Consider the following 18,000-nt stretch of genomic DNA (forward strand, 5'->3'; position numbering starts at 1 on the left):
GGGCCGCTCAGCGGTGTCGGCCGGCACGTGGTGGGACGAGCTCGTCCGGTGCCGGGGATGTGACGCCGGCGCGTGAGAGGCTGGGGGCATGGCCAACCGTCTCGCGAATGCCACCTCGCCCTACCTGCAGCAGCACCGGGACAACCCGGTGGACTGGTGGGAGTGGTCCGCGGAGGCCTTCGCGGAGGCGCGGCGGCGGGAGGTGCCGGTGCTGATCTCGGTGGGCTACGCGGCGTGCCACTGGTGTCATGTGATGGCGCACGAGTCGTTCGAGGACGACGCGGTGGCGGCGCAGCTCAACGCGGACTTTGTGGCGATCAAGGTGGATCGCGAGGAGCGGCCCGACGTGGACGCCGTCTACATGACGGCGACGCAGGCGATGACCGGCCAGGGCGGGTGGCCGATGACGGTCTTCGCGACGCCGGACGGTGACCCGTTCTACTGCGGCACCTATTTTCCGAAACAGCAGTTCACCCGGCTGCTCACCTCGGTGACCGCGGCCTGGCGCGACGAGCGCGACGGGGTGCTCAAGCAGGGCGCCGCGGTGGTCCAGGCGGTCGGCGGGGCCCAGGCCGTGGGCGGGCCGGTCGCGGCGGTCACCGCGGAGATGCTCGCGGCGGCGGCTGCCGGGCTGGCACAGGAGCATGATCAGACGTACGGCGGATTCGGTGGTGCTCCGAAATTCCCCCCGCACATGAACCTGCTGTTCCTGCTCCGTCACCTTGAGCGGACCGGGTCGGCGGAGGCGCTGGAACTGGTCCGGCACACCGCGGAACGGATGGCGCGCGGTGGCATCTACGACCAGCTGGCCGGCGGTTTCGCGCGGTACGCGGTCGACGAGCACTGGACGGTGCCGCACTTCGAGAAGATGTTGTACGACAACGCCCTGCTGCTGCGGGTCTACACCCAGCTGTGGCGACTCACCGGGGACGTGCCGGCCCGCCGGGTCGCCGACGAGACCGCCGAGTTCCTGCTCCGTGACCTGGCGACTCCGGCCGGCGGGCTGGCATCGGCGCTGGACGCGGACACCGACGGGGTCGAGGGGCTCACCTACGCGTGGACACCGGCCGAGCTGACCGAGGTGCTCGGGCCGGACGACGGGGCCTGGGCCGCCGACCTGTTCCGGGTCACCCCGGACGGCACCTTCGAGCACGGCAGGAGCGTGCTGGTGCTCGCGCGGGACATCGACGCCGCCGACCCGGCGCTCGTCGACCGGTGGCGCGACGTCCGCGCCCGACTGCTCGACGCCCGCGGCAAGCGGCCGCAGCCGGCCCGGGACGACAAGGTGGTCGCCTCCTGGAACGGTCTGGCGATCACCGCGCTGGCCGAACACGGGGCGCTGACCGGCTCGACGGCGTCCCGCGAGGCGGCCGTCGCGCTGGCCGGGGTGCTGGCCGACCGGCACCTGATCGACGGACGGCTGCGGCGGGTGTCCCGGGACGGCGTCGTCGGGGACCCGGCCGGGGTGCTGGAAGACTACGGCTGCGTCGCCGAGGCGTTCCTCGCCGTGCATCAGATCACCGCGGATCCGCGGTGGTCCCGGTTGGCCGGCCGGTTGCTGGACGTCGCCCTGGCCCGTTTCGGTACGGGGTCCGGCGGCTTCTACGACACGGCTGACGACGCCGAGAAACTGGTGACCCGCCCGGCCGACCCCACCGACAACGCGACCCCGTCCGGGCTGGCCGCGGTGTGCGCGGCGCTGGTGACGTACGCCGCGCTGACCGGCGAGACCCGGTATCGGGACGCGGCGGACGCGGCGCTGGCGACGGCCGGGCCGCTGATCGGGGAGCATCCACGGTTCGCCGGTTACTCCGCGATGGTGGCCGAGGCGGCGCTGACCGGGCCGTACGAGATCGCGGTGGCCACCGACGACCTGGACGACCCGCTGGTGATCGAGGCGGTCCGGGAGGCGCCGGCCGGTTCGGTGGTCGTCGCCGGGCCGCCCGATCTGGCCGGGGTGCCGCTGCTCGCCGACCGGCCGATGATCGACGGCAGACCCACGGCGTACATCTGCCGCGGCTTCGTCTGCGACCGTCCGGTCACCACGCCGAAAGACCTCCTCGCGCGCCTCCGCTCGTGAGCGCCGGCCGCCGACCGCCCGGGAGCGTGGCGAGGGCGGGGCTGCTCACGTCGTACGAAAGCGGGGTCTTGAAGTGGGGGTGCGGCGGACCGGGCGGGACCGGGGGACCTCGGGTGGGTAGACGCCGGGTTGATTTCCCGGTGGGGTAGCGGCGTCGCTAGGCTGGGCGGGCGATGGATACCCGAACCGGTCTGCCCGTGGTCGGCATGGTGGGTGGGGGCCAGCTGGCCCGGATGACCCACCAGGCCGCGATTTCCCTTGGCCAGTCACTGCGTGTGCTCAGTGCGCGGCCCGACGATTCCGCCGCGCTGGTCGCGGCCGATGTGCCGATCGGCACGCACACCGATCTCGCCGCGCTGCGCGAGTTCGCCAAGGGGTGCGATGCCGTCACCTTCGATCATGAGCATGTGCCGACCGAGCATGTCGAGGCGCTCGAGGCCGAGGGTGTGAAAATCTTCCCCGGGTCGAAAGCGCTGGTGTTCGCGCAGGACAAGGGCATGATGCGGGAGCGGCTGGCGGCGCTCGGGGCGCCGGTGCCGCGCTGGTCGCGGGTGAGCACGGCCGACGAGATCGAGGCGTTCGCGGGCGGTGCCTGGCCGGTGGTGGCCAAGTCGACCCGGGGCGGCTACGACGGGCGCGGCGTCTGGATGGTCGGTTCTCGCGAGGCCGCGGAGGACCTGGTGTCCACCGGGATCCCGCTGATCGTCGAGGAGAAGGTGCCGCTGCGGCGAGAGCTGGCGGCGCTCGTGGCGCGGTCGCCGTTCGGGCAGGTCGCGGCGTATCCGGTGGTGGAGACCGTGCAGCGGGACGGGATCTGCGTCGAGGTGGTCGCGCCGGCACCCGGGCTGAGCGAGGAGCGGGCGCTGGCGGCGCAGCAGCTCGCCATCGACCTGGCCACCGAGCTCGGCGTCGTCGGGCTGCTGGCCGTCGAGCTCTTCGAGACCGGCGACGGCATCGTGGTCAACGAGCTGGCGATGCGCCCGCACAACTCCGGGCACTGGACCATCGAGGGCGCCCGGACCTCGCAGTTCGAGCAGCACCTGCGGGCCGTGCTGGACTATCCGATGGGCTCCACCGCACTGGCCGCCCCGGTCGTCGTGATGGCGAACGTGCTGGGTGGCGAGGACGGCGGCATCTCCATCGACGAGCGGCTGCACCACCTGTTCGCCGAGGACCCGGGGGCGCGGGTGCACCTCTACGGCAAGCAGGTCCGGCCCGGCCGGAAAATCGGGCATGTCACCGTGCTCGGCGATGACCTGGCATCGGTGCGCGCGCGGGCCGCGCGGGCCGCTCAGTGGCTGCAGGAAGGTAAGTGATGGCACCCGTCGTCGGCATCATCATGGGCAGTGACTCGGACTGGCCGACCATGGAGGCGGCGGCCGAGGCGCTCGCCGAGTTCGAGGTGCCGTTCGAGGTCGGTGTGGTCTCGGCGCACCGGACCGTCCGCAAGATGGTCGACTATGCCGAGTCGGCGGCCGGGCGGGGGATCAAGGCGATCATCGCGGGCGCCGGCGGGGCGGCGCACCTGCCCGGCATGGTGGCGGCGCTGACCCCGCTGCCGGTGATCGGGGTGCCGGTGCCACTGAAACACCTGGACGGCATGGACTCGCTCCTGTCGATCGTGCAGATGCCGGCCGGGGTGCCGGTGGCGACCGTGTCGATCGGCGGGGCGCGCAACGCGGGGCTGCTCGCGGTGCGGATCCTCGGATCCTCGGACGCCGGATTGCGCCAGAGGATGTCGGACTTCCAGGCCGGCCTGGAAAAGCTGGTGGGCGAGAAGGACGCGGCCCTGCGGGAGAAACTGCTCGGCTAGCGCATCTGGGACACCCGGTTGCGCAGTTCCGTGGTGCGGCGGCGGCTCTCGCTCGTCGCACCCAGGAAGATCAGGATCACCCCGACCGGGACCAGCATCAGCCACGGCCCGCCCAGGCTGAAGACGAACTTCAAGGCCGCCACGACGGTCGCGATCGTGCCGATCACCACCGGCGCCTGCTGCCGGCTGCGCGACCCGATGATCAGCGTGACCACCCCGCCGAGCAGCAGCAGCACCTCACGCAGGTCGTTGTGGCTGCCACCGGCCAGGACCAGCGCGATCGACGGGACGAAGGCGGCCAGCAACGCCGGACCGTACGCCGCCCAGCTGGACAGCTCCGGACGGTGGTGCGCCTCCACGATGCCGACGGCCAGGGCCAGCGCCGCGAACGGCAGCGTGTACGCCTCCGGCAGGGCCACCTGGGCCAGCGCGATGAACAGCCACCAGCCGACGATCTCGAAGCCGACCGCCAGCCAGAACATCGTCCGGCGCTGGCCGGGCGTGCGGTCCGGTCGGGACGCGGTCAGGCCCAGCACCGCGCCCCAGGCGGCGAGCAGCGCCGCCAGGTGGGCCGGCGAGTCGAAGGCCAGGGCACCGGCGATCGCCGCCGACGCGTACCCGCTCCACTCGACGGTGACCGCCTCGGCGCGGTACTGCGCCAGACCGAGCCGGGGCAGCAGCGACTCCAGGGCGAGCAGGCCGGCGCCGACCGCGAGCACGCCGAACGCGGCCCAATGCCGGCTCAGCCCCAGCGCGATCGCCCCGGCCAGCACGAACATCTGGCCCATCAGGGCGGCGAACAGCCAGCCCAGCAGTCGGGCCGACGGGGTGCGGCCGGCGACCGCGGCGGCCACCCCGACGAAGACCGCGCACCCGAGGGTGAGCAGGGTCAGGGGGGACCGGGCCAGGCTGCCGGCGAGACCGGCGCCGCCGGCCAGCAGGCCGACCACGAACACCACGGTCCGGGTGCCGCGCAGCAGCGGCGCCCGGCTGGCGACCGGGGGCAGGGTGAGCGCCAGGCCCAGCATCGAGATGGTGAAGACGACCAGGGCCGCGCCGGTGGCCGCCGGGAACCCGGCGTGCAGCGCGATCGGCGTGATCAGCAGGGTCAGGGCGACCCCGGGCAGGATCACCGGGACGGTCTCGGCGGGCCGGCCGCCGAAGCTCAGCGCGGCCAGCGCGGCCGCGCCGGTGAGCAGCACCGCGGCCAGCGCGCTGGTCGCGTCGATGGTGCCGGCGGCCGGGGTGATCAGGGCCGGGACCGGCCCTTTCCAGACCGAGCCGAGCTGCTTGAGCGGGTCGACCAGGGCGGCGCGCAGGGCCGGCGCCAGCGAGAACAGCGCCAGCACGGTGGGCAGCAGGGCGAGCATCACCGCACCGGTGGCCGGGTCGGCCAGCCAACGCTGGAACAGGCCGCCGCCGCCGCGCATCCGGCGGGCCCGCTGATAGCGGATGTCGCCGGCCGGGAACTCCTCGACCACGCTCGGCCGCAGCGGAGCCGGCACCGCGCCGCGCAGCATCTCGGCGAGCACACCGAGCAGGGCGGCGGCCGCCGCGTACAACGCTGTCGGATAGGAACTGGGCACCGAGACCAGCGCGGTCACCATCGCGCCCAGCACCAGCCCGATCGTCGCCCACGGCAGGTACTGCGGGACCCGCCGGCCGAGCAGCGCGAGCAGCGCCAGGCCGAGGCTGGAGCCGGCCAGCGCGGCGGTCAGCACCACCTGCGCACTGCCACCCTGGTCGGCGGCGAACGCGGCGAACGTGCCGGGCAGGGCGAGCAGCACCGACCCGGTGGCGGCGCCGCCGACCTGCGCCCGGTGGGCGGGCAGCACGTCGGCCTCGCCGGCGGCCACCCGGGCGGCGACCGCCACCAGAGAGCCCAGCAGCACGACGGTGAGCAGCGCCATCCCGGTCGACCAGGGGCGGGCCAGGCCGACCACGGAGGCGTGCAGCAGCACCATGGCGGCGACCGCGGCGCGGGCCCGGGCCGCGGCCGGTTCGGCGGTGGCGAGAGCGGCCAGCGCGTACGCGGTGGCCACTGCCGCCCCGATCAGCAGCGGCGACCACCAGGGCAGCCCGAGCGCCCACGGCGCACCCATCGTGGCCAGCGCGGCGCACACCCCGGAGGCGTGGTGCGACCACGGTCGGGGCAGCGCGATGGCCGCCGTGATCGCGACCATCACCAGCGCGAACGGGGCCTGCCAGGCGCCGGCCGGCGGGGCCGCGGCGAGGTGCGTGACGTCCGCGGCCCAGAGCGGGCCGGGAGCGGTGAGGATCCGCAGGCTGCCGCCCATCGCCTGGAACCCGGCCAGCCCGGCGACCACCAGCGCGGCCAGGCCCAGACCTCGGGACGGCCCGCGTTTCCAGTCCTCCTGCAAAATGGTGACGCCCATCCCGACCAGCAGGATCACCACACCGGCGACGGCGAGCGGGGCGGCCGGGAAGGCGAGCGCGGCGACCCGGGCCAGGGCCCCGCAGATCGCCACCGTGGCGGCTGCCGCGGCCCAGTCCGGCCCGTCCATCATCCGGTCGGTGCGGCCCCGCTCGTCGATGCTCTTGGCGAAGAACAGCAGCAGCGCGGCGGCCATCAGCAGCGCGCCGACGGCGATGTCGGCCGGCGCCCGGCCGGGTGCGAACAGGGCGGCGGCGGCCAGGGCGAGCGCGCCCAGCCCGGTGCCGGCGGTCAGCGGGAAACTGATCTCGCGGCGGGCCACCTGGAACACCGCGGCGTAGGTGAGCGTGCCGGCCACCGTGAGGAAACCGGCGGCCAGCGCCGGGACGGTGGCCGCGGCGGTCGGCGGCGGCCCCTGGCCGGTGTCGGTGATCGCCAGCACCGCGGTCACCGCGGCGCCCGGGATGGCCAGCGCGGCCGCGCCGGACGCCCAGTCGCCGACCATCCAGGCGAACAGCCGGACCGGGATCTGCCGGGCCGCGATGGTCACCATCACGCCGGCGCCGGCGAGCGCGGTCAGCACCGCCGCGGTGAGCCAGGTGGCGGCGAGCGCGGCACCGGCCCCGAACAGCCCCACCACCCCGGCCGCGGCGATGTGCGTGATCGCGACCCGCCGGGTGCTCGACCAGAGGCCGGCCCCGCCCAGCGCGATCGCCGCCAGCACCAGCGGCCAGGGCGCCTCCGACCAGTTCAGGGCGAGGGACGCGGGCAGCGCCAGGGCGGTGACCGCGACGCCGATCACCGCGCCCTCGTGCCGGATCCCGCCGGGCAGGGCGAGCGCGGCCGCGACGGTGACCAGCAGCGCACTGAAGACGAGCAGCCAGCCGGCGCTGCCGACGGCGTCGCTGAGGGTGCGGGCGTAGGCCGCGGTGTCGGCGTGCCAGACCGGCCGGGCGGCGGCCACCGGGGCGATGGCGGCACGGATCGCGTCGATCGCCACCCGGGCGCCGATCAGCGCGAGGGCGGCCGTCGACGCGTACTGCGGACCTGTCCTGACCTGCGCCGGCAGCATGCCGACGAGGGCGCCGGTGATCGCCACCGTGGCGGCCGCGACGACCAGCGTCCAGCGTGGGTCGACCACCGCGGCGACCCGGGCCGCCGCGCCGATCACCGCGAGGGTGAGCACGCCGCCGGCGATGTGCCGGGCCAGCGGCTGGTCCAGCAGCTGGGCGGCGGCGACCGCGGTGAGCGCGGCGGCGACCAGGATCAGGCCGGAGCGCAGCGCGTCCGGCACGACCTGCGCCTGCAGCAGCGCCACCGAGGAGTAGAGCAGCGCCCCCGCACAGGCCACGCAGAGCAGGAAGAAGGTGAGCTCGCGCAGCCACTCGGCGGACGGCGGGGTGGCCGGCGGGGCCAGCGGGACGGACCCGGCCGGCGGGGCGCCCTCCGGCCGCGGCCCGGGGAAGATCCGGGTCGGGATCCAGCGGCTGCGGCGCGGCCTGAGGCCGGGGATGATCAGGTCGGGCTCTTCCGGCTGTGACTCCGGGCGCGGCTCCGGCCACTCCGGCTCGCTCTCGGCGGCCCGGTCGGCGGCGGTCGGTCGGCCCAGCGGCCAGCGCGGCACCAGCCGCCCGCGCCGCAGCACCCGGGTGAGCAGCAGCAGGTCGAGCACCGCCACCGCGGTCAGGGCCAGGCCCCAGCCGGCCGGGCTGTGGATCCACGGGTACGCGAGCAGCGGTGCGACGGGCTGGGTGGCGATCACGGTGGCATAGCGCGGGATGGCCAGTTTGGTGGCGCCCGCGTACAGGAAGCCGGCGATCGCGGTGATCGCGAAGGTGATGCCGAGATAGAGCGGGGTGGCCACGGCGGGTCCGCCGCCCAGCGCACTGCCGTGCAGCGCGTAGAGGGTCATCGGCAGCACGATCAGGCCGATCGCCGCGATCGTCTCGGCGGTCGAGGTCAGCGTGCGCCGGGCCACGCCCGGAGCGACCGACAGCGCGATCGCGGTGAACAGCGCCAGGATCACCGCGCGGGCCACCGGGTTGGAGAAGGCCACCCCGGCGAAGACCACCGCGGCGCCGCCGATCAGCAGCGCGCCGAGGCCGAGCAGGATGTTCTGCACCGACTGGGTGGACGCCTCGGGGCCGTGCTCCATCGGCGCCATCGGCTGCCGGGGCGGCCGGCGGGCGGCGCCCGGCTCGGGGCCGTCGGCGGTGGGCCGGCGGGTCGCGCTGCGCGGCGGCGGGGGTGGCGGCTCCTCGCCGAGGCCGGTGACCCGGGCCTCCGGCGGCGGCGGGGGCGGGAACTCCTCGGCCGGGCGGCGGCCCCGCGGCCGGGCGGTCTTCTGCTTCTGCGCGTGCGCCAGGATGTCCCGCTGGAACTGGGCGGCCTGGATCTTGCTCGCGATCTTGGTGCGCGTGGAGGCGGCCTCCATGTCCTGCTGTTTGAGCGCCGCGATCGAGGCGTCGATGCGAGACAGTTGCTCGCCGTAGTCAGGCTCCTCAGCCTTCGCCACCGGTCCTCCTCGCAGCGCTTCGCCCTCTAGCTCTCGCTCGGTAGCTAGAGCATGCCGGTCCGCCACTTCATTAGAACAGTCTCAACCGGGTGGAGATCTGTTGAAACGGCACCGAACCCGGCACGGCGATATTCGGCACAGTCAGGTTCCGTTGCCCGGCGTACGCTACGCGCCAGTAACATTGCGGGCGGGACCGTTGCTTCAGGGAAGGGCAAGGGAAGATGACTGATTTCGACGTCTACCGGCTGCCGGAGGATCACGAGACCATCCGTGCCGCCGTGCGCGAGGTCTGTGACGCCCGGGTGGCTCCGAACGCGGCCGAGGCCGACGAGACCGCAGAGTTCCCCAAGGCGTCGTACGACGCCCTGCGCTCGTCCGATTTCCACGCCCCGCACATCCCGGTCGAATACGGCGGCGCCGGCGCGGACGCCCTGGCCACCGCCATCGTGATCGAGGAAGTGGCCCGGGCCTGCGCCGCGTCCTCGCTGATCCCGGCGGTCAACAAGCTCGGCTCGCTGCCGGTCATCCTGGCCGGGTCGGAGGACCTCAAGCGCCGCTACCTCACCAAGGTCGCCGCCGGCGAGGGCATGTTCTCCTACTGCCTGTCCGAGCCCGAGGCCGGCTCCGACGCCGCCTCGATGACCACCCGCGCCGTCCGCGACGGCGACCACTGGGTGCTCAACGGCGTCAAGCGGTGGATCACCAACGCCGGCGTCAGCGAGTTCTACACGGTCTTCGCGGTCACCGACCCGGCCGCCCGGTCCCGCGGCATCTCCGCGTTCGTGGTGGAGAAGTCCGACCAGGGCGTCAGCTTCGGCGCCCCGGAGAAGAAACTCGGCATCAAGGGCTCGCCGACCCGCGAGGTCTACTTCGACAACGTACGCATCCCGGCCGACCGGATGATCGGCGCCGAGGGCACCGGCTTCGCCACCGCGATGAAGACCCTGGACCACACCCGGGTCACCATCGCGGCCCAGGCCATCGGGATCGCGCAGGGTGCGCTCGACTTCGCCTTGGCGTACGCGAAGGAGCGCAAGCAGTTCGGCAAGGCGATCGCCGAGTTCCAGGGCCTGCAGTTCATGCTCGCCGACATGGGCATGAAGCTGGAGGCGGCCCGCCAGTTGACCTACACCGCCGCCGGCAAGAGCGAGCGCGGCGATGCCGACCTGACCTACTTCGGGGCGGCGGCCAAGTGCTTCGCCTCGGACGTGGCCATGGAGATCACCACGGACGCGGTGCAGATCCTGGGCGGTTATGGGTACACCCGCGACTACCCGGTCGAGCGCATGATGCGCGACGCCAAGATCACCCAAATCTATGAGGGCACCAACCAGGTCCAGCGCATCGTGATGGCGCGGCAGCTCCTCAAATAGCCTACGACCTGCGTTTCCGCGGGCCAGCGCCGTCGTGGCCTGCGTCAGCAATCAGTGGCATGATCCGTCGGGTGTCGGTACAGCGGCACCCGACGGCGCGGCGCGGCGCACCGTATGTGACGCCGTGGGTGACGGTCTTGTGGCACCGCGGCCCGGCTCGATGGATCGCTTGATCAGCTTCAACGCGGAAGCGCCGCCAGAGTGGTCGTCGGGAACCGGCAGGCGAATGCCGCCAGGCCTCCACGCCGAGTCGGTCGAGGTTTTCCCACGCGTTCACGGTTGCCCATGAGCTGACGGAACGCCTGCGCCGGCGGGTCACGCTGTGGATATTTGATCCACGAACGGCGTGCAGAAACGGGGTTCAGTATCGGAAGCGAAGTGATCGCACCCGATCGAGCCAGCTGCTCGGGACGCCGATGTCGAAGTGCTCGGCTCGGAGAAGTGCCATCTTCATCGATCGGTCCTGGATCACCGAGTCAACAGCCGACACCGCCTGCTCCACGAACGTCCGCTCGGGTGTGTTGCGAGCGGTGCCGTCGGCGATCTCCACCTGCCAGCGAGTAGCGCCGGCGAGTCGTAAGTGTATCGACCGGTCACGGGAGACCCCGTCGCATTCGAGGCGGCGCAGGGCTTCGATGAAGCGGTCGTGTCGCGGGTCGCCGTCTCGCCGTTGACTCTGCTCAGCTTCGCCCCTGCTCTGTCCAAGGGACAGCCGGGTGACCTCCGCGCGCTGGCGGGTCCAGGCGACCCACGTCGTGGTGCCGAGCGCGGTGAGTTCGCGGGCCAGGCCGTGGTCGTCGTACCACTGGTAGGTCCGCGGTTGGAAGCGCAACTCCAGCCGGTTCTCGCCGGTGACCGTGGCCCGGATGGCGCCGTCCGGCGAGGTGGCGGTCACCGTCATCGTGCGTAACTGCTCGCCCAGATCAACGTCGCCGTACCACACTGCTGCCACCGTTTCCGTAGTTTGAGCATCACGTCCCGATCGGCGCAGGTGAACCTACAGTATGCCGCTGTGGTACACCTCCGACGTGACGAGGAAATCTGTCGCCGCCCTCGCGGTTCTGGCCATGTCGGCGGCTGCGATGCCCGCGCCGGCCTTGGCGCAACCCGACGGAGCCACGCCGACCCTCGTAGCGGGCGCGGGGGCGCCCGGGTTCAGCGGTGATGGGGGGCCGGCTGCCGAGGCGAAGCTGAATCGGCCGTTGGGGGCCGCCGTGGCGGCCGACGGCAGTGTGTACATAGCCGACACCCTCAACCGTCGGGTTCGGGTTGTCGGCAAGGACGGCATCATCCGGACGGTCGCCGGAAACGGCCGGCAGACCGTGCCAGCTTCGGTGCCGGCTGGTACGAAGGGCACAGGTATCGCCCTCAGCTCACCGAACGCCGTCGCGGCCGGCTCCGACGGCACCGTCTTCATCGCCGACAGCGCGGCTTCCCGGGTGTATGCCTTGGCAGCTGACGGGTCCATCACGGTCCGGGTCGACGCGGACGTGCTCGGTGGGTCGATCGCCACGATCAACGCGATCGCAGTTGCGCCCAGCGGCACCCTGTACCTTGCGGATCGGGAGAACAATCGCGTCGTCGAGATCGCGCCCGGTGCTGGCAGCCGGCCGCTGTCGACGCCGGTCAACCTGCCGACCGGTCTCGCCGCCGACGCGGCGGGAGACCTCTGGATAACCAGCGCGAGCTCGGTGCTGAGTCGGCTGCACGATGGGAAGCTGGCGACGATCATCGACACCGCCGGCGGTGGCTGGCGGGCTGACGAGAACCGGGCGGCGTTGTCGCCGTTCAACGCGTCCACGGTTAGCGCCGGCACGGACGGCGTTTACCTCGTCGACAACCAGCAGCGAACCGTACGCCGCCTCGGCACCGACGCCAGCGCGGCCACTGTTGCCGGGCTTCCGGCAGACCCTTTCGGTACGCGGGATCCCATCGGACTGGCCGCAGGAACTGCTTCAGCCGGCCCGCTCTATGTCGTTGACACGGTGGGCAGCCGGATCTTCTCGATGCCGGTCACCGTGTCCGCTGGTGACAGCGCTGACGGCGATCCGAAGCCGGTCTGGCCGTGGGCGCTCGGCGGTGCCGCGGTACTCGTGCTCGGAGCAGTGTTTTTCCTGGTCTCTCGCCGCAGGCGAGCCTGAAGTCTGTTCTATCGAACGGGGAGAGTGGCGACATGGCTGGCGAAGTGACCGGCGGTGACCTGTTCCACCTGTGGCGCGTGTCGGAGGTGCACCTGCCGCGGATCGCGGACGTTTTCTACGACGCGAACCGCCTGCTCGGCGGATCGACGGGCGGCGGTGATTCGTTCCGGGTCAATGGCCCTGCGTATCCCGGCTCCAGCGTCATGATCAGCGGAATCGGCGCCGCATGGGAGGACCTGCGGTCGGAGATGCAGCTGATGATGGAACAGGTGGGCACCACTGTGCTGGATGCCGCGCAGGGTGTACGCAACGCGACGCAGGCCTACATCGACGTCGACAACGAAAACGCGAACCTGTTGCGGGACTACCTGAACGACCCCGACAACGTCGACAGGGCGGACGCGGCCTCCAACCCTCCCGTGCCCGGTTCGGACGAGGACCCCGGCAAGCCGTACCCGGCTGCGTGATCTGAGCCGGCAAACGGCACGAAGGAGACATGATGGCGGACACCGAACTGGCGACGCCTGCCGAGCTCGCTGGGCAGGCGTACGAAAACGCCGTACGAGAGAAGGCGCTCAAGCTCAAGAAGGAGCTGATCCGCCAGACGCTCGAGGACGCCACGTCCTGGATGAAGGCGGTCAACGACAAGTGGGCCAATGATCATCCGGGGGAGTGGGACGCTACCCCGATCTCGCCCGAGGAAGCCGATCGCTACCGTGACCGGGTGCGTACCCAGGACTACGAGTGGGTGGTGCCGTCGTTCGAGCGTTTCCTGCAACCTGACCCGGACGCGCTCAACCCGATCATCGAGTCCCTTGCCAGATCGAGGGAATGCTGGAGGGCCGGGCGAACAACGACGGCGCCTGGACGGGAGCGTCGGCCGCACTCGGGCGGATCAACGACGTACGCGTCGAGATGGCGGGCTGGGAAGGTGCCTTCCAGAGCAACTTCATCGACCGGTTCCTGACGCCGCTGGAAGCAGTCGTCCCGAATCAGCGCGAGCTGATCCGCTACTCGCGCAACGCCATCGAGGGCGCGAAGATCATCCACATCCGCTTCCGCAAGTCGGTGCTGAACATGCTGGACAACGCCATCAAAGCAACCCAGCAGCTGAGCAACAGCGCCTGTACCGGCGCCGATGCGATGAAGTGGGGCACCATCGCGATGTGTGCGCTCAGCACCATCGGTGGCGCGTTGACCGCTGGCGCCGGCGTGTTCGTGACCGCCGTGGTCATCGATGTCGCCGGCACCATCGGTGGTGGCCTGGTGCCGAACGGCAAGGAGGCGACCAAGCTCGACCTGGCCGCGGACACCGCCACCGAGGTCGCCGCCAACATCATGAGCGCGCAGAGCGCGCTGGACAACGACACCTACACAGCCGAGGAAGACGTCGTGCAATCGCTTCGGGACCTCTATCGCGGTCTCGCCGCCGAGCGACTGAAGGCGCTTTCTTCGAATGTGTCCGGGCCATTCGGGGTGGCCGTACCCGCGCTGGCCGATGCCACCCCGAGCCAGGTCACCGGAGGCATGTTCAGGCCGCGGCACTGAATCACCGAACCGACTCTTGATCGGCGTTGCGGTCTGGAGGGGGTAAGGGGGAGGGCGCCCCGGTCCGTCTGGTCCCATTCGGGGCTTCACCGGCACCGATGCCGGTGTAACTCGTGGCCGAAATTCGGCGAAGTAGTTGTGCATTCTGGCGTCGACCCCGGATTCGACCGGCAGTTCTTCGCGCAGATGCTCGGCGCGATCAACCGCTTCGACGATCGGGACTTCATCGCCTACGGGCTCGAAGCCGACCAGGTCGCGGCGATGCCCGAACTGTTCCGGACCTGGCAGGCCGACACTCAAGCATCGCCGCCACTGACGAAGCTCGGGTGCCTTTCGTTCAGGCGGCTCGCGGCTCAGAGGCGTTGTGTCCGCGGACCGGATAAGTTCGAGGAACGCGAACTCCTCGTCGAAGGGCCCGTCCAAGGTGTGCAGTACTACATCGAAAAGATGAGCGATATGGATCGTATCTTGCTGACCGCTCCCCTCATCGAAGCGTTCAAGAATCTCACCACACTCAAGCTCGACGAGAGGATCGGAATTCTTGACGGGCTCGAGGGCCATCCCCTTGAAGTGACCCGAGTCGTCCCGTCGGAGGTCGCCGACGCATATCAGGTGCGAGGCGAGATAGCTCGGGAGGCCGGCAAGACCCTGTCCGGTCACGCTGATTTCGTCGCGGTCCTGCAAAATGCCACCTCGAATGTCTACATTGGGTCGGTTGACAGCGGTCGGTTCATCGTTTTCGCCATCTTGGATGAAGAGAGCCGTCGCCCATTGGCGATGATGTTGATGGAACACGAGCCGCGTCGATGATCATGCGTGGAACAGGCGGCGTAGCTCATTGGCAGTGATCGCGATCAGGTCGTCTGCGCTGTTCGTGGTCGGGATGGTCGCGTGGCGAGGGAGGCGTTGGCAGCGATGACCAGGGTGGTTCAGCGATGACCAGGGTGGTTCAGCGGTGACCAGGGTGGTTCAGCGATGCCAGGCCTCCAGGTGCGGTGTTGGGGCCGACCGAGGCCGAGGCCGGTGGGATGCCCCGCGGGTGGGCGGACACCCCCGATCGCGCCCGGTCGATCGAGAAAAGCGAGAGTCCCTCATTGGGGTGACATTGATCGATGCGAGCCCTTCCCCTCAACCCCCCGGAGATACATAGGATGTGGAAACGACCGAGCGGCGGGGGTGGCGGTGGAGCCGAACACGTGGGTGCCGGAGGGCGCGGACATCACCGTGCCGAACGCGTCCCGGGTGTACGACTACGCGCTGGGCGGCATGCACAACTTCGCGGTCGATCGGGAGTTCTGGCATCACGTCCAGGATTCGTTTCCGGAGGCGCACCTGGTGGCCCAGGCCAATCGGGCCTATCTCGGCCGGGCGGTCCGGTGGCTGGTCGAGGAGCGCGGGGTCACCCAGTTCCTGGACATCGGCTCCGGGATTCCGACGCTGGGCAACGTGCACGAGGTGGCGCAGGAGGCGGACCCGGACGCCCGGGTGGTGTATGTCGACATCGATCCGATCGCGGTCGAGCAGAGCCGCAGCCTGCTGCGCGACAACCCGAACGCCCACGCGATCCGCGGCGACCTGTGCGATCCCGACACGATCGTCTGGCACGACCAGGTGATCTCGTTCCTCGACTTCTCCCGGCCGATTGCGGTCCTCATGGTGGCGGTGCTGCATTTCGTCCCGGACGAGGCGGATCCGCGGTCGCTGATCTCCCGGATCGGGGCGGCGCTGATGCCGGGCAGTTTCCTGGTCCTGTCGCACGCCGGGCCGGAGGTGACCGAGGACGGCCTGCGGCGGCAGGAGATCGCCCGCAAGCTGTACGAGAAGACCCCGACCCCACTGGTGATCCGCGACCGTGAGCAATTGCTGGGCCTGCTGGACGAGTCGTTCGAGGTGCTGGAGCCCGGTGTGGTCGCCGCCGACCAGTGGCGGCCGGACCCGGAGCAGGCCGCCCAGATCCCGCCGCAGCCGACCGCGCTGGTCGTGGTGGCCCGCCGGAGGTAGTCACCCGGGGGAGTGGAACGGGGGCCGGTCGATCCGCGCGCTTTTGCCGCCACGGCCGTGACCTGCGCGGATCCTCGACGGATCTTGTGGTTATACCCCGCGGGTAGGGCTCCTTCAAGAGTGGTGCGGTGGGCGTCCACCCTGCACAGTGTTCGTCGGTTGGTCACATAGCGTGGCCGGCCCTCGGCTGTGGGAGAGGACCTTCGTCATGGTCGACGAATCAGCCCGGAATGCGGTGGCCCAGCGGTGGTTGAGCGCGATCGCCGCGGCCGGTTTCGTGCCCGGCCGACGGGCGAGGGTGCTCCGGGAGCTTCAGCGGTTGCTCCGGCGCCTCGAGTCGACGGTCGCCGGTGAGCCGTTCGACCCGGCGGCCGGCTGGCGGATCGGCGCCCGGCTGGTCGAGCTGCGGATGGCCGGCCCGAAGGTGATCGGCGCGACGATCAGGCTGCTCAGAACCGAGCTGACGGAGCTTCTCGCCGGGGACGTCGCGGCGCTCGGCGTACGGGTGGACCTGGTCCTCGAGCAGGTGAACAACGGGTTCGCCGCGGCGCTGCGGGACACCGCGATGGCGATCGCCGAGGACATCAACCGGTCGATGCGGGTGACCTGGGAGGCCGACCGGTCCGTGCTGCATCACCGGTGGCAGCACGCCCGGCTGCACGATCCGGTCACCGGGCTGCCGAACCGGGCCCACCTCCGGGACGTGCTGCGGCGCGTCACCGCCGACGGGTCCGGCCGGATCGGGGTGTGCCTGTTGCGGGTCGACGACTTCGCCGATCTCAGCGATGCCCTCGGCCATGCCCACGGCGACGATCTGCTGGCGGCGATCAGCTGGCGGCTCCGGGATCTCGTCCGCTCGTGGTCGGCCACCGCCCGGGACCAGGCCGCCCGGCCGGAGGCGGACGATCGCTATCTGCTGGCGCACCTCGGTGGTGAGGAATTCGCGCTGCTGGTGATCGGGACGACGGGCGCGCACCAGATGGTGAAGGTCGCCAAGCTTGCCGGGCTGGCGCTGCGCACCGTGGTGCTGCCGTCGGTGGACGGCTATGCGCCCCGGATGACGGCCAGTGCCGGGATCGTGGAGGCGCCGATCGCCGCGCGGCCGGACCCGGAGGAGTGGCTGCGCGACGCGCGCCGGGCGTTGGCGTGGGCGCGGGGGGATGACGCGGGCGGGGTGATGGTCTTCGAGCCGGGCCGGGCGCGACAGGATTCCCGGCGGAACCGGCTGGCCGCGGCGATGCCGGTCGCCCTGGACCGCGGTGAGTTCGAGCCGCATTTCCAGCCGATCCTGCGGTTGGCCGACCGGAGCGTCGTCGGGGTGGAGGCGCTGGCCCGGTGGCGGCATCCCCGGGAGGGCCTGCTGAGCCCGGCCGCCTTCATCACGCTGGCCGAGCAGACCGGCCTGATCCGGCGGCTGGGCCAGTCGATCCTGGAGCAGGCGTGCCGGCAGGGCGCGGCCTGGCGCGCGGAGGGCCGCCACCTGACGATCAACGCGAATCTGGCTCCCGCGCAGCTCGCCGACCCGGGCCTCGTCGCCGGGGTCGCGGATGTGCTCTATCGGACGAGGATGCCGGCCGGGTGCCTGCAGCTGGAGATCACCGAGAGCGCGGTCGTCGACCGGTGCGGGCGGCAGCTCGACGACCTGGCGGCCCTCGGTGTCCGGCTGGCGCTCGACGATTACGGCACCGGTTATGCGAGCCTGCGGTCGCTGGCGCGGCTGCCGGTGACGACGGTGAAGCTGGCGGCCGAGCTCGTCGCCGATCTGGCGGACCCCGGCGACGCGGCCGCGGCGGCGATCGTGAAGCACACCGTCCGGCTGTGTCACAGCCTCGGTCTCACCGTCATCGCCGAGGGCATCGAGGCCGAGACGCAGCACGCCCGGCTCCGGGACCTGGGGTGCGACCTCGGCCAAGGATTTCTTTACGCCAAGCCCGTTGATCCACGACATGTCGATCCGTTCAGCCGCCGGATGGAACCTCCGTCAGAGTAGCGCCGCGACAACGTGTCGCGCGACCAGGTCGCCCACATGGTGGGACGCTGGGCGCCGGATCGCGTTTGACCGGACCGGCCGCCCGGGAATGGCGCCCCAACCTTTTGATACACGTGAATGAATCGGATTCCTGTCAGCTCCGTG

At 71.4% G+C, this 18,000-nt stretch carries 13 protein-coding genes; 11 read left to right on the plus strand and 2 right to left on the minus strand.

Annotated features, from left to right (window positions below; genetic code table 11):
- The first annotated feature begins 88 nt into the window (after window positions 1-88).
- From ACSP50_RS04385 to purE, 3 genes are all read left to right on the plus strand, one after another.
- Window positions 89-2,080, plus strand: a complete 1,992-nt coding sequence (locus tag ACSP50_RS04385; protein ID WP_014687944.1) for a thioredoxin domain-containing protein — start codon at window positions 89-91, stop codon at window positions 2,078-2,080.
- Window positions 2,081-2,253: 173 nt separating this feature from the next.
- Window positions 2,254-3,396, plus strand: a complete 1,143-nt coding sequence (locus ACSP50_RS04390; RefSeq protein ID WP_014687945.1) for a 5-(carboxyamino)imidazole ribonucleotide synthase — start codon at window positions 2,254-2,256, stop codon at window positions 3,394-3,396.
- Entirely contained in the window at window positions 3,396-3,893 is a 498-nt protein-coding gene (purE, locus tag ACSP50_RS04395) for a 5-(carboxyamino)imidazole ribonucleotide mutase (RefSeq protein ID WP_014687946.1), read from the plus strand. The genes ACSP50_RS04390 and purE overlap by 1 nt, the downstream gene beginning before the upstream one ends.
- Here purE and ACSP50_RS04400 read toward each other — a convergent pair.
- Window positions 3,890-8,803 (minus strand): SCO7613 C-terminal domain-containing membrane protein, encoded by a 4,914-nt coding sequence (locus ACSP50_RS04400; RefSeq protein WP_014687947.1) that lies wholly within the window; start codon window positions 8,801-8,803, stop codon window positions 3,890-3,892. The genes purE and ACSP50_RS04400 overlap by 4 nt on opposite strands.
- A gap of 221 nt (window positions 8,804-9,024) precedes the next feature.
- Here ACSP50_RS04400 and ACSP50_RS04405 point away from each other — a divergent pair, with 221 nt between their 5' ends.
- Window positions 9,025-10,176 carry an acyl-CoA dehydrogenase family protein gene (locus ACSP50_RS04405; protein WP_014687948.1) on the plus strand — a complete coding sequence of 384 codons (1,152 nt, stop codon included), beginning with the start codon at window positions 9,025-9,027 and terminating at the stop codon, window positions 10,174-10,176.
- A gap of 361 nt (window positions 10,177-10,537) precedes the next feature.
- On the opposite strand, the gene ACSP50_RS04410 is transcribed toward ACSP50_RS04405, so the two are convergent.
- The gene (locus ACSP50_RS04410; RefSeq protein WP_155123434.1) at window positions 10,538-11,128 is read right to left on the minus strand and encodes a YbaB/EbfC family nucleoid-associated protein; all 591 of its coding nucleotides are present in this window, start codon (window positions 11,126-11,128) and stop codon (window positions 10,538-10,540) included.
- 52 nt (window positions 11,129-11,180) lie between these two features.
- Between ACSP50_RS04410 and ACSP50_RS04415 the strand changes: the two genes are divergently transcribed.
- The 7 genes from ACSP50_RS04415 to ACSP50_RS04440 all read left to right on the plus strand — a co-directional run bounded on the left by ACSP50_RS04415 (window position 11,181) and on the right by ACSP50_RS04440 (window position 17,856).
- A complete protein-coding gene (locus tag ACSP50_RS04415) occupies window positions 11,181-12,317 on the plus strand; it encodes a Tripartite motif-containing protein 71 (RefSeq protein WP_014687950.1) in 1,137 nt (378 codons plus the stop codon).
- 32 nt (window positions 12,318-12,349) lie between these two features.
- Window positions 12,350-12,784 carry a hypothetical protein gene (locus ACSP50_RS04420; protein ID WP_014687951.1) on the plus strand — a complete coding sequence of 145 codons (435 nt, stop codon included), beginning with the start codon at window positions 12,350-12,352 and terminating at the stop codon, window positions 12,782-12,784.
- A gap of 32 nt (window positions 12,785-12,816) precedes the next feature.
- A complete protein-coding gene (locus ACSP50_RS41515) occupies window positions 12,817-13,284 on the plus strand; it encodes a hypothetical protein (protein ID WP_155123435.1) in 468 nt (155 codons plus the stop codon).
- The gene (locus ACSP50_RS04425; RefSeq protein ID WP_155123436.1) at window positions 13,233-13,865 is read left to right on the plus strand and encodes a hypothetical protein; all 633 of its coding nucleotides are present in this window, start codon (window positions 13,233-13,235) and stop codon (window positions 13,863-13,865) included. The genes ACSP50_RS41515 and ACSP50_RS04425 overlap by 52 nt, the downstream gene beginning before the upstream one ends.
- 138 nt (window positions 13,866-14,003) lie before the next feature.
- Window positions 14,004-14,675, plus strand: coding sequence for a hypothetical protein (locus ACSP50_RS04430; RefSeq protein ID WP_014687953.1), 672 nt, complete (start codon window positions 14,004-14,006; stop codon window positions 14,673-14,675).
- Between the two features lie 372 nt (window positions 14,676-15,047).
- Complete coding sequence (locus tag ACSP50_RS04435) at window positions 15,048-15,866, plus strand: SAM-dependent methyltransferase (protein WP_043513502.1); 819 nt, start codon at window positions 15,048-15,050, stop codon at window positions 15,864-15,866.
- A gap of 208 nt (window positions 15,867-16,074) precedes the next feature.
- Entirely contained in the window at window positions 16,075-17,856 is a 1,782-nt protein-coding gene (locus ACSP50_RS04440; protein WP_014687955.1) for a bifunctional diguanylate cyclase/phosphodiesterase, read from the plus strand.
- Window positions 17,857-18,000 lie beyond the last annotated feature (144 nt).

The sequence above is a fragment of the Actinoplanes sp. SE50/110 genome (assembly GCF_900119315.1).
Taxonomy (GTDB): Bacteria; Actinomycetota; Actinomycetes; order Mycobacteriales; family Micromonosporaceae; genus Actinoplanes.

Excerpts from the sequence above, each read along its gene's own strand:
- ACSP50_RS04405 (WP_014687948.1), top strand. The coding sequence starts at position 9,025 with ATGACTGATTTCGACGTCTACCGGCTGCCGGAGGATCACGAGACCATC.
- ACSP50_RS04385 (WP_014687944.1), top strand. The coding sequence starts at position 89 with ATGGCCAACCGTCTCGCGAATGCCACCTCGCCCTACCTGCAGCAGCAC.
- ACSP50_RS04420 (WP_014687951.1), top strand. The coding sequence starts at position 12,350 with ATGGCTGGCGAAGTGACCGGCGGTGACCTGTTCCACCTGTGGCGCGTG.
- ACSP50_RS04425 (WP_155123436.1), top strand. The coding sequence starts at position 13,233 with ATGGCGGGCTGGGAAGGTGCCTTCCAGAGCAACTTCATCGACCGGTTC.
- purE (WP_014687946.1), top strand. The coding sequence starts at position 3,396 with ATGGCACCCGTCGTCGGCATCATCATGGGCAGTGACTCGGACTGGCCG.
- ACSP50_RS04440 (WP_014687955.1), top strand. The coding sequence starts at position 16,075 with ATGGTCGACGAATCAGCCCGGAATGCGGTGGCCCAGCGGTGGTTGAGC.
- ACSP50_RS04415 (WP_014687950.1), top strand. The coding sequence starts at position 11,181 with ATGCCGCTGTGGTACACCTCCGACGTGACGAGGAAATCTGTCGCCGCC.
- ACSP50_RS04390 (WP_014687945.1), top strand. The coding sequence starts at position 2,254 with ATGGATACCCGAACCGGTCTGCCCGTGGTCGGCATGGTGGGTGGGGGC.
- ACSP50_RS41515 (WP_155123435.1), top strand. The coding sequence starts at position 12,817 with ATGGCGGACACCGAACTGGCGACGCCTGCCGAGCTCGCTGGGCAGGCG.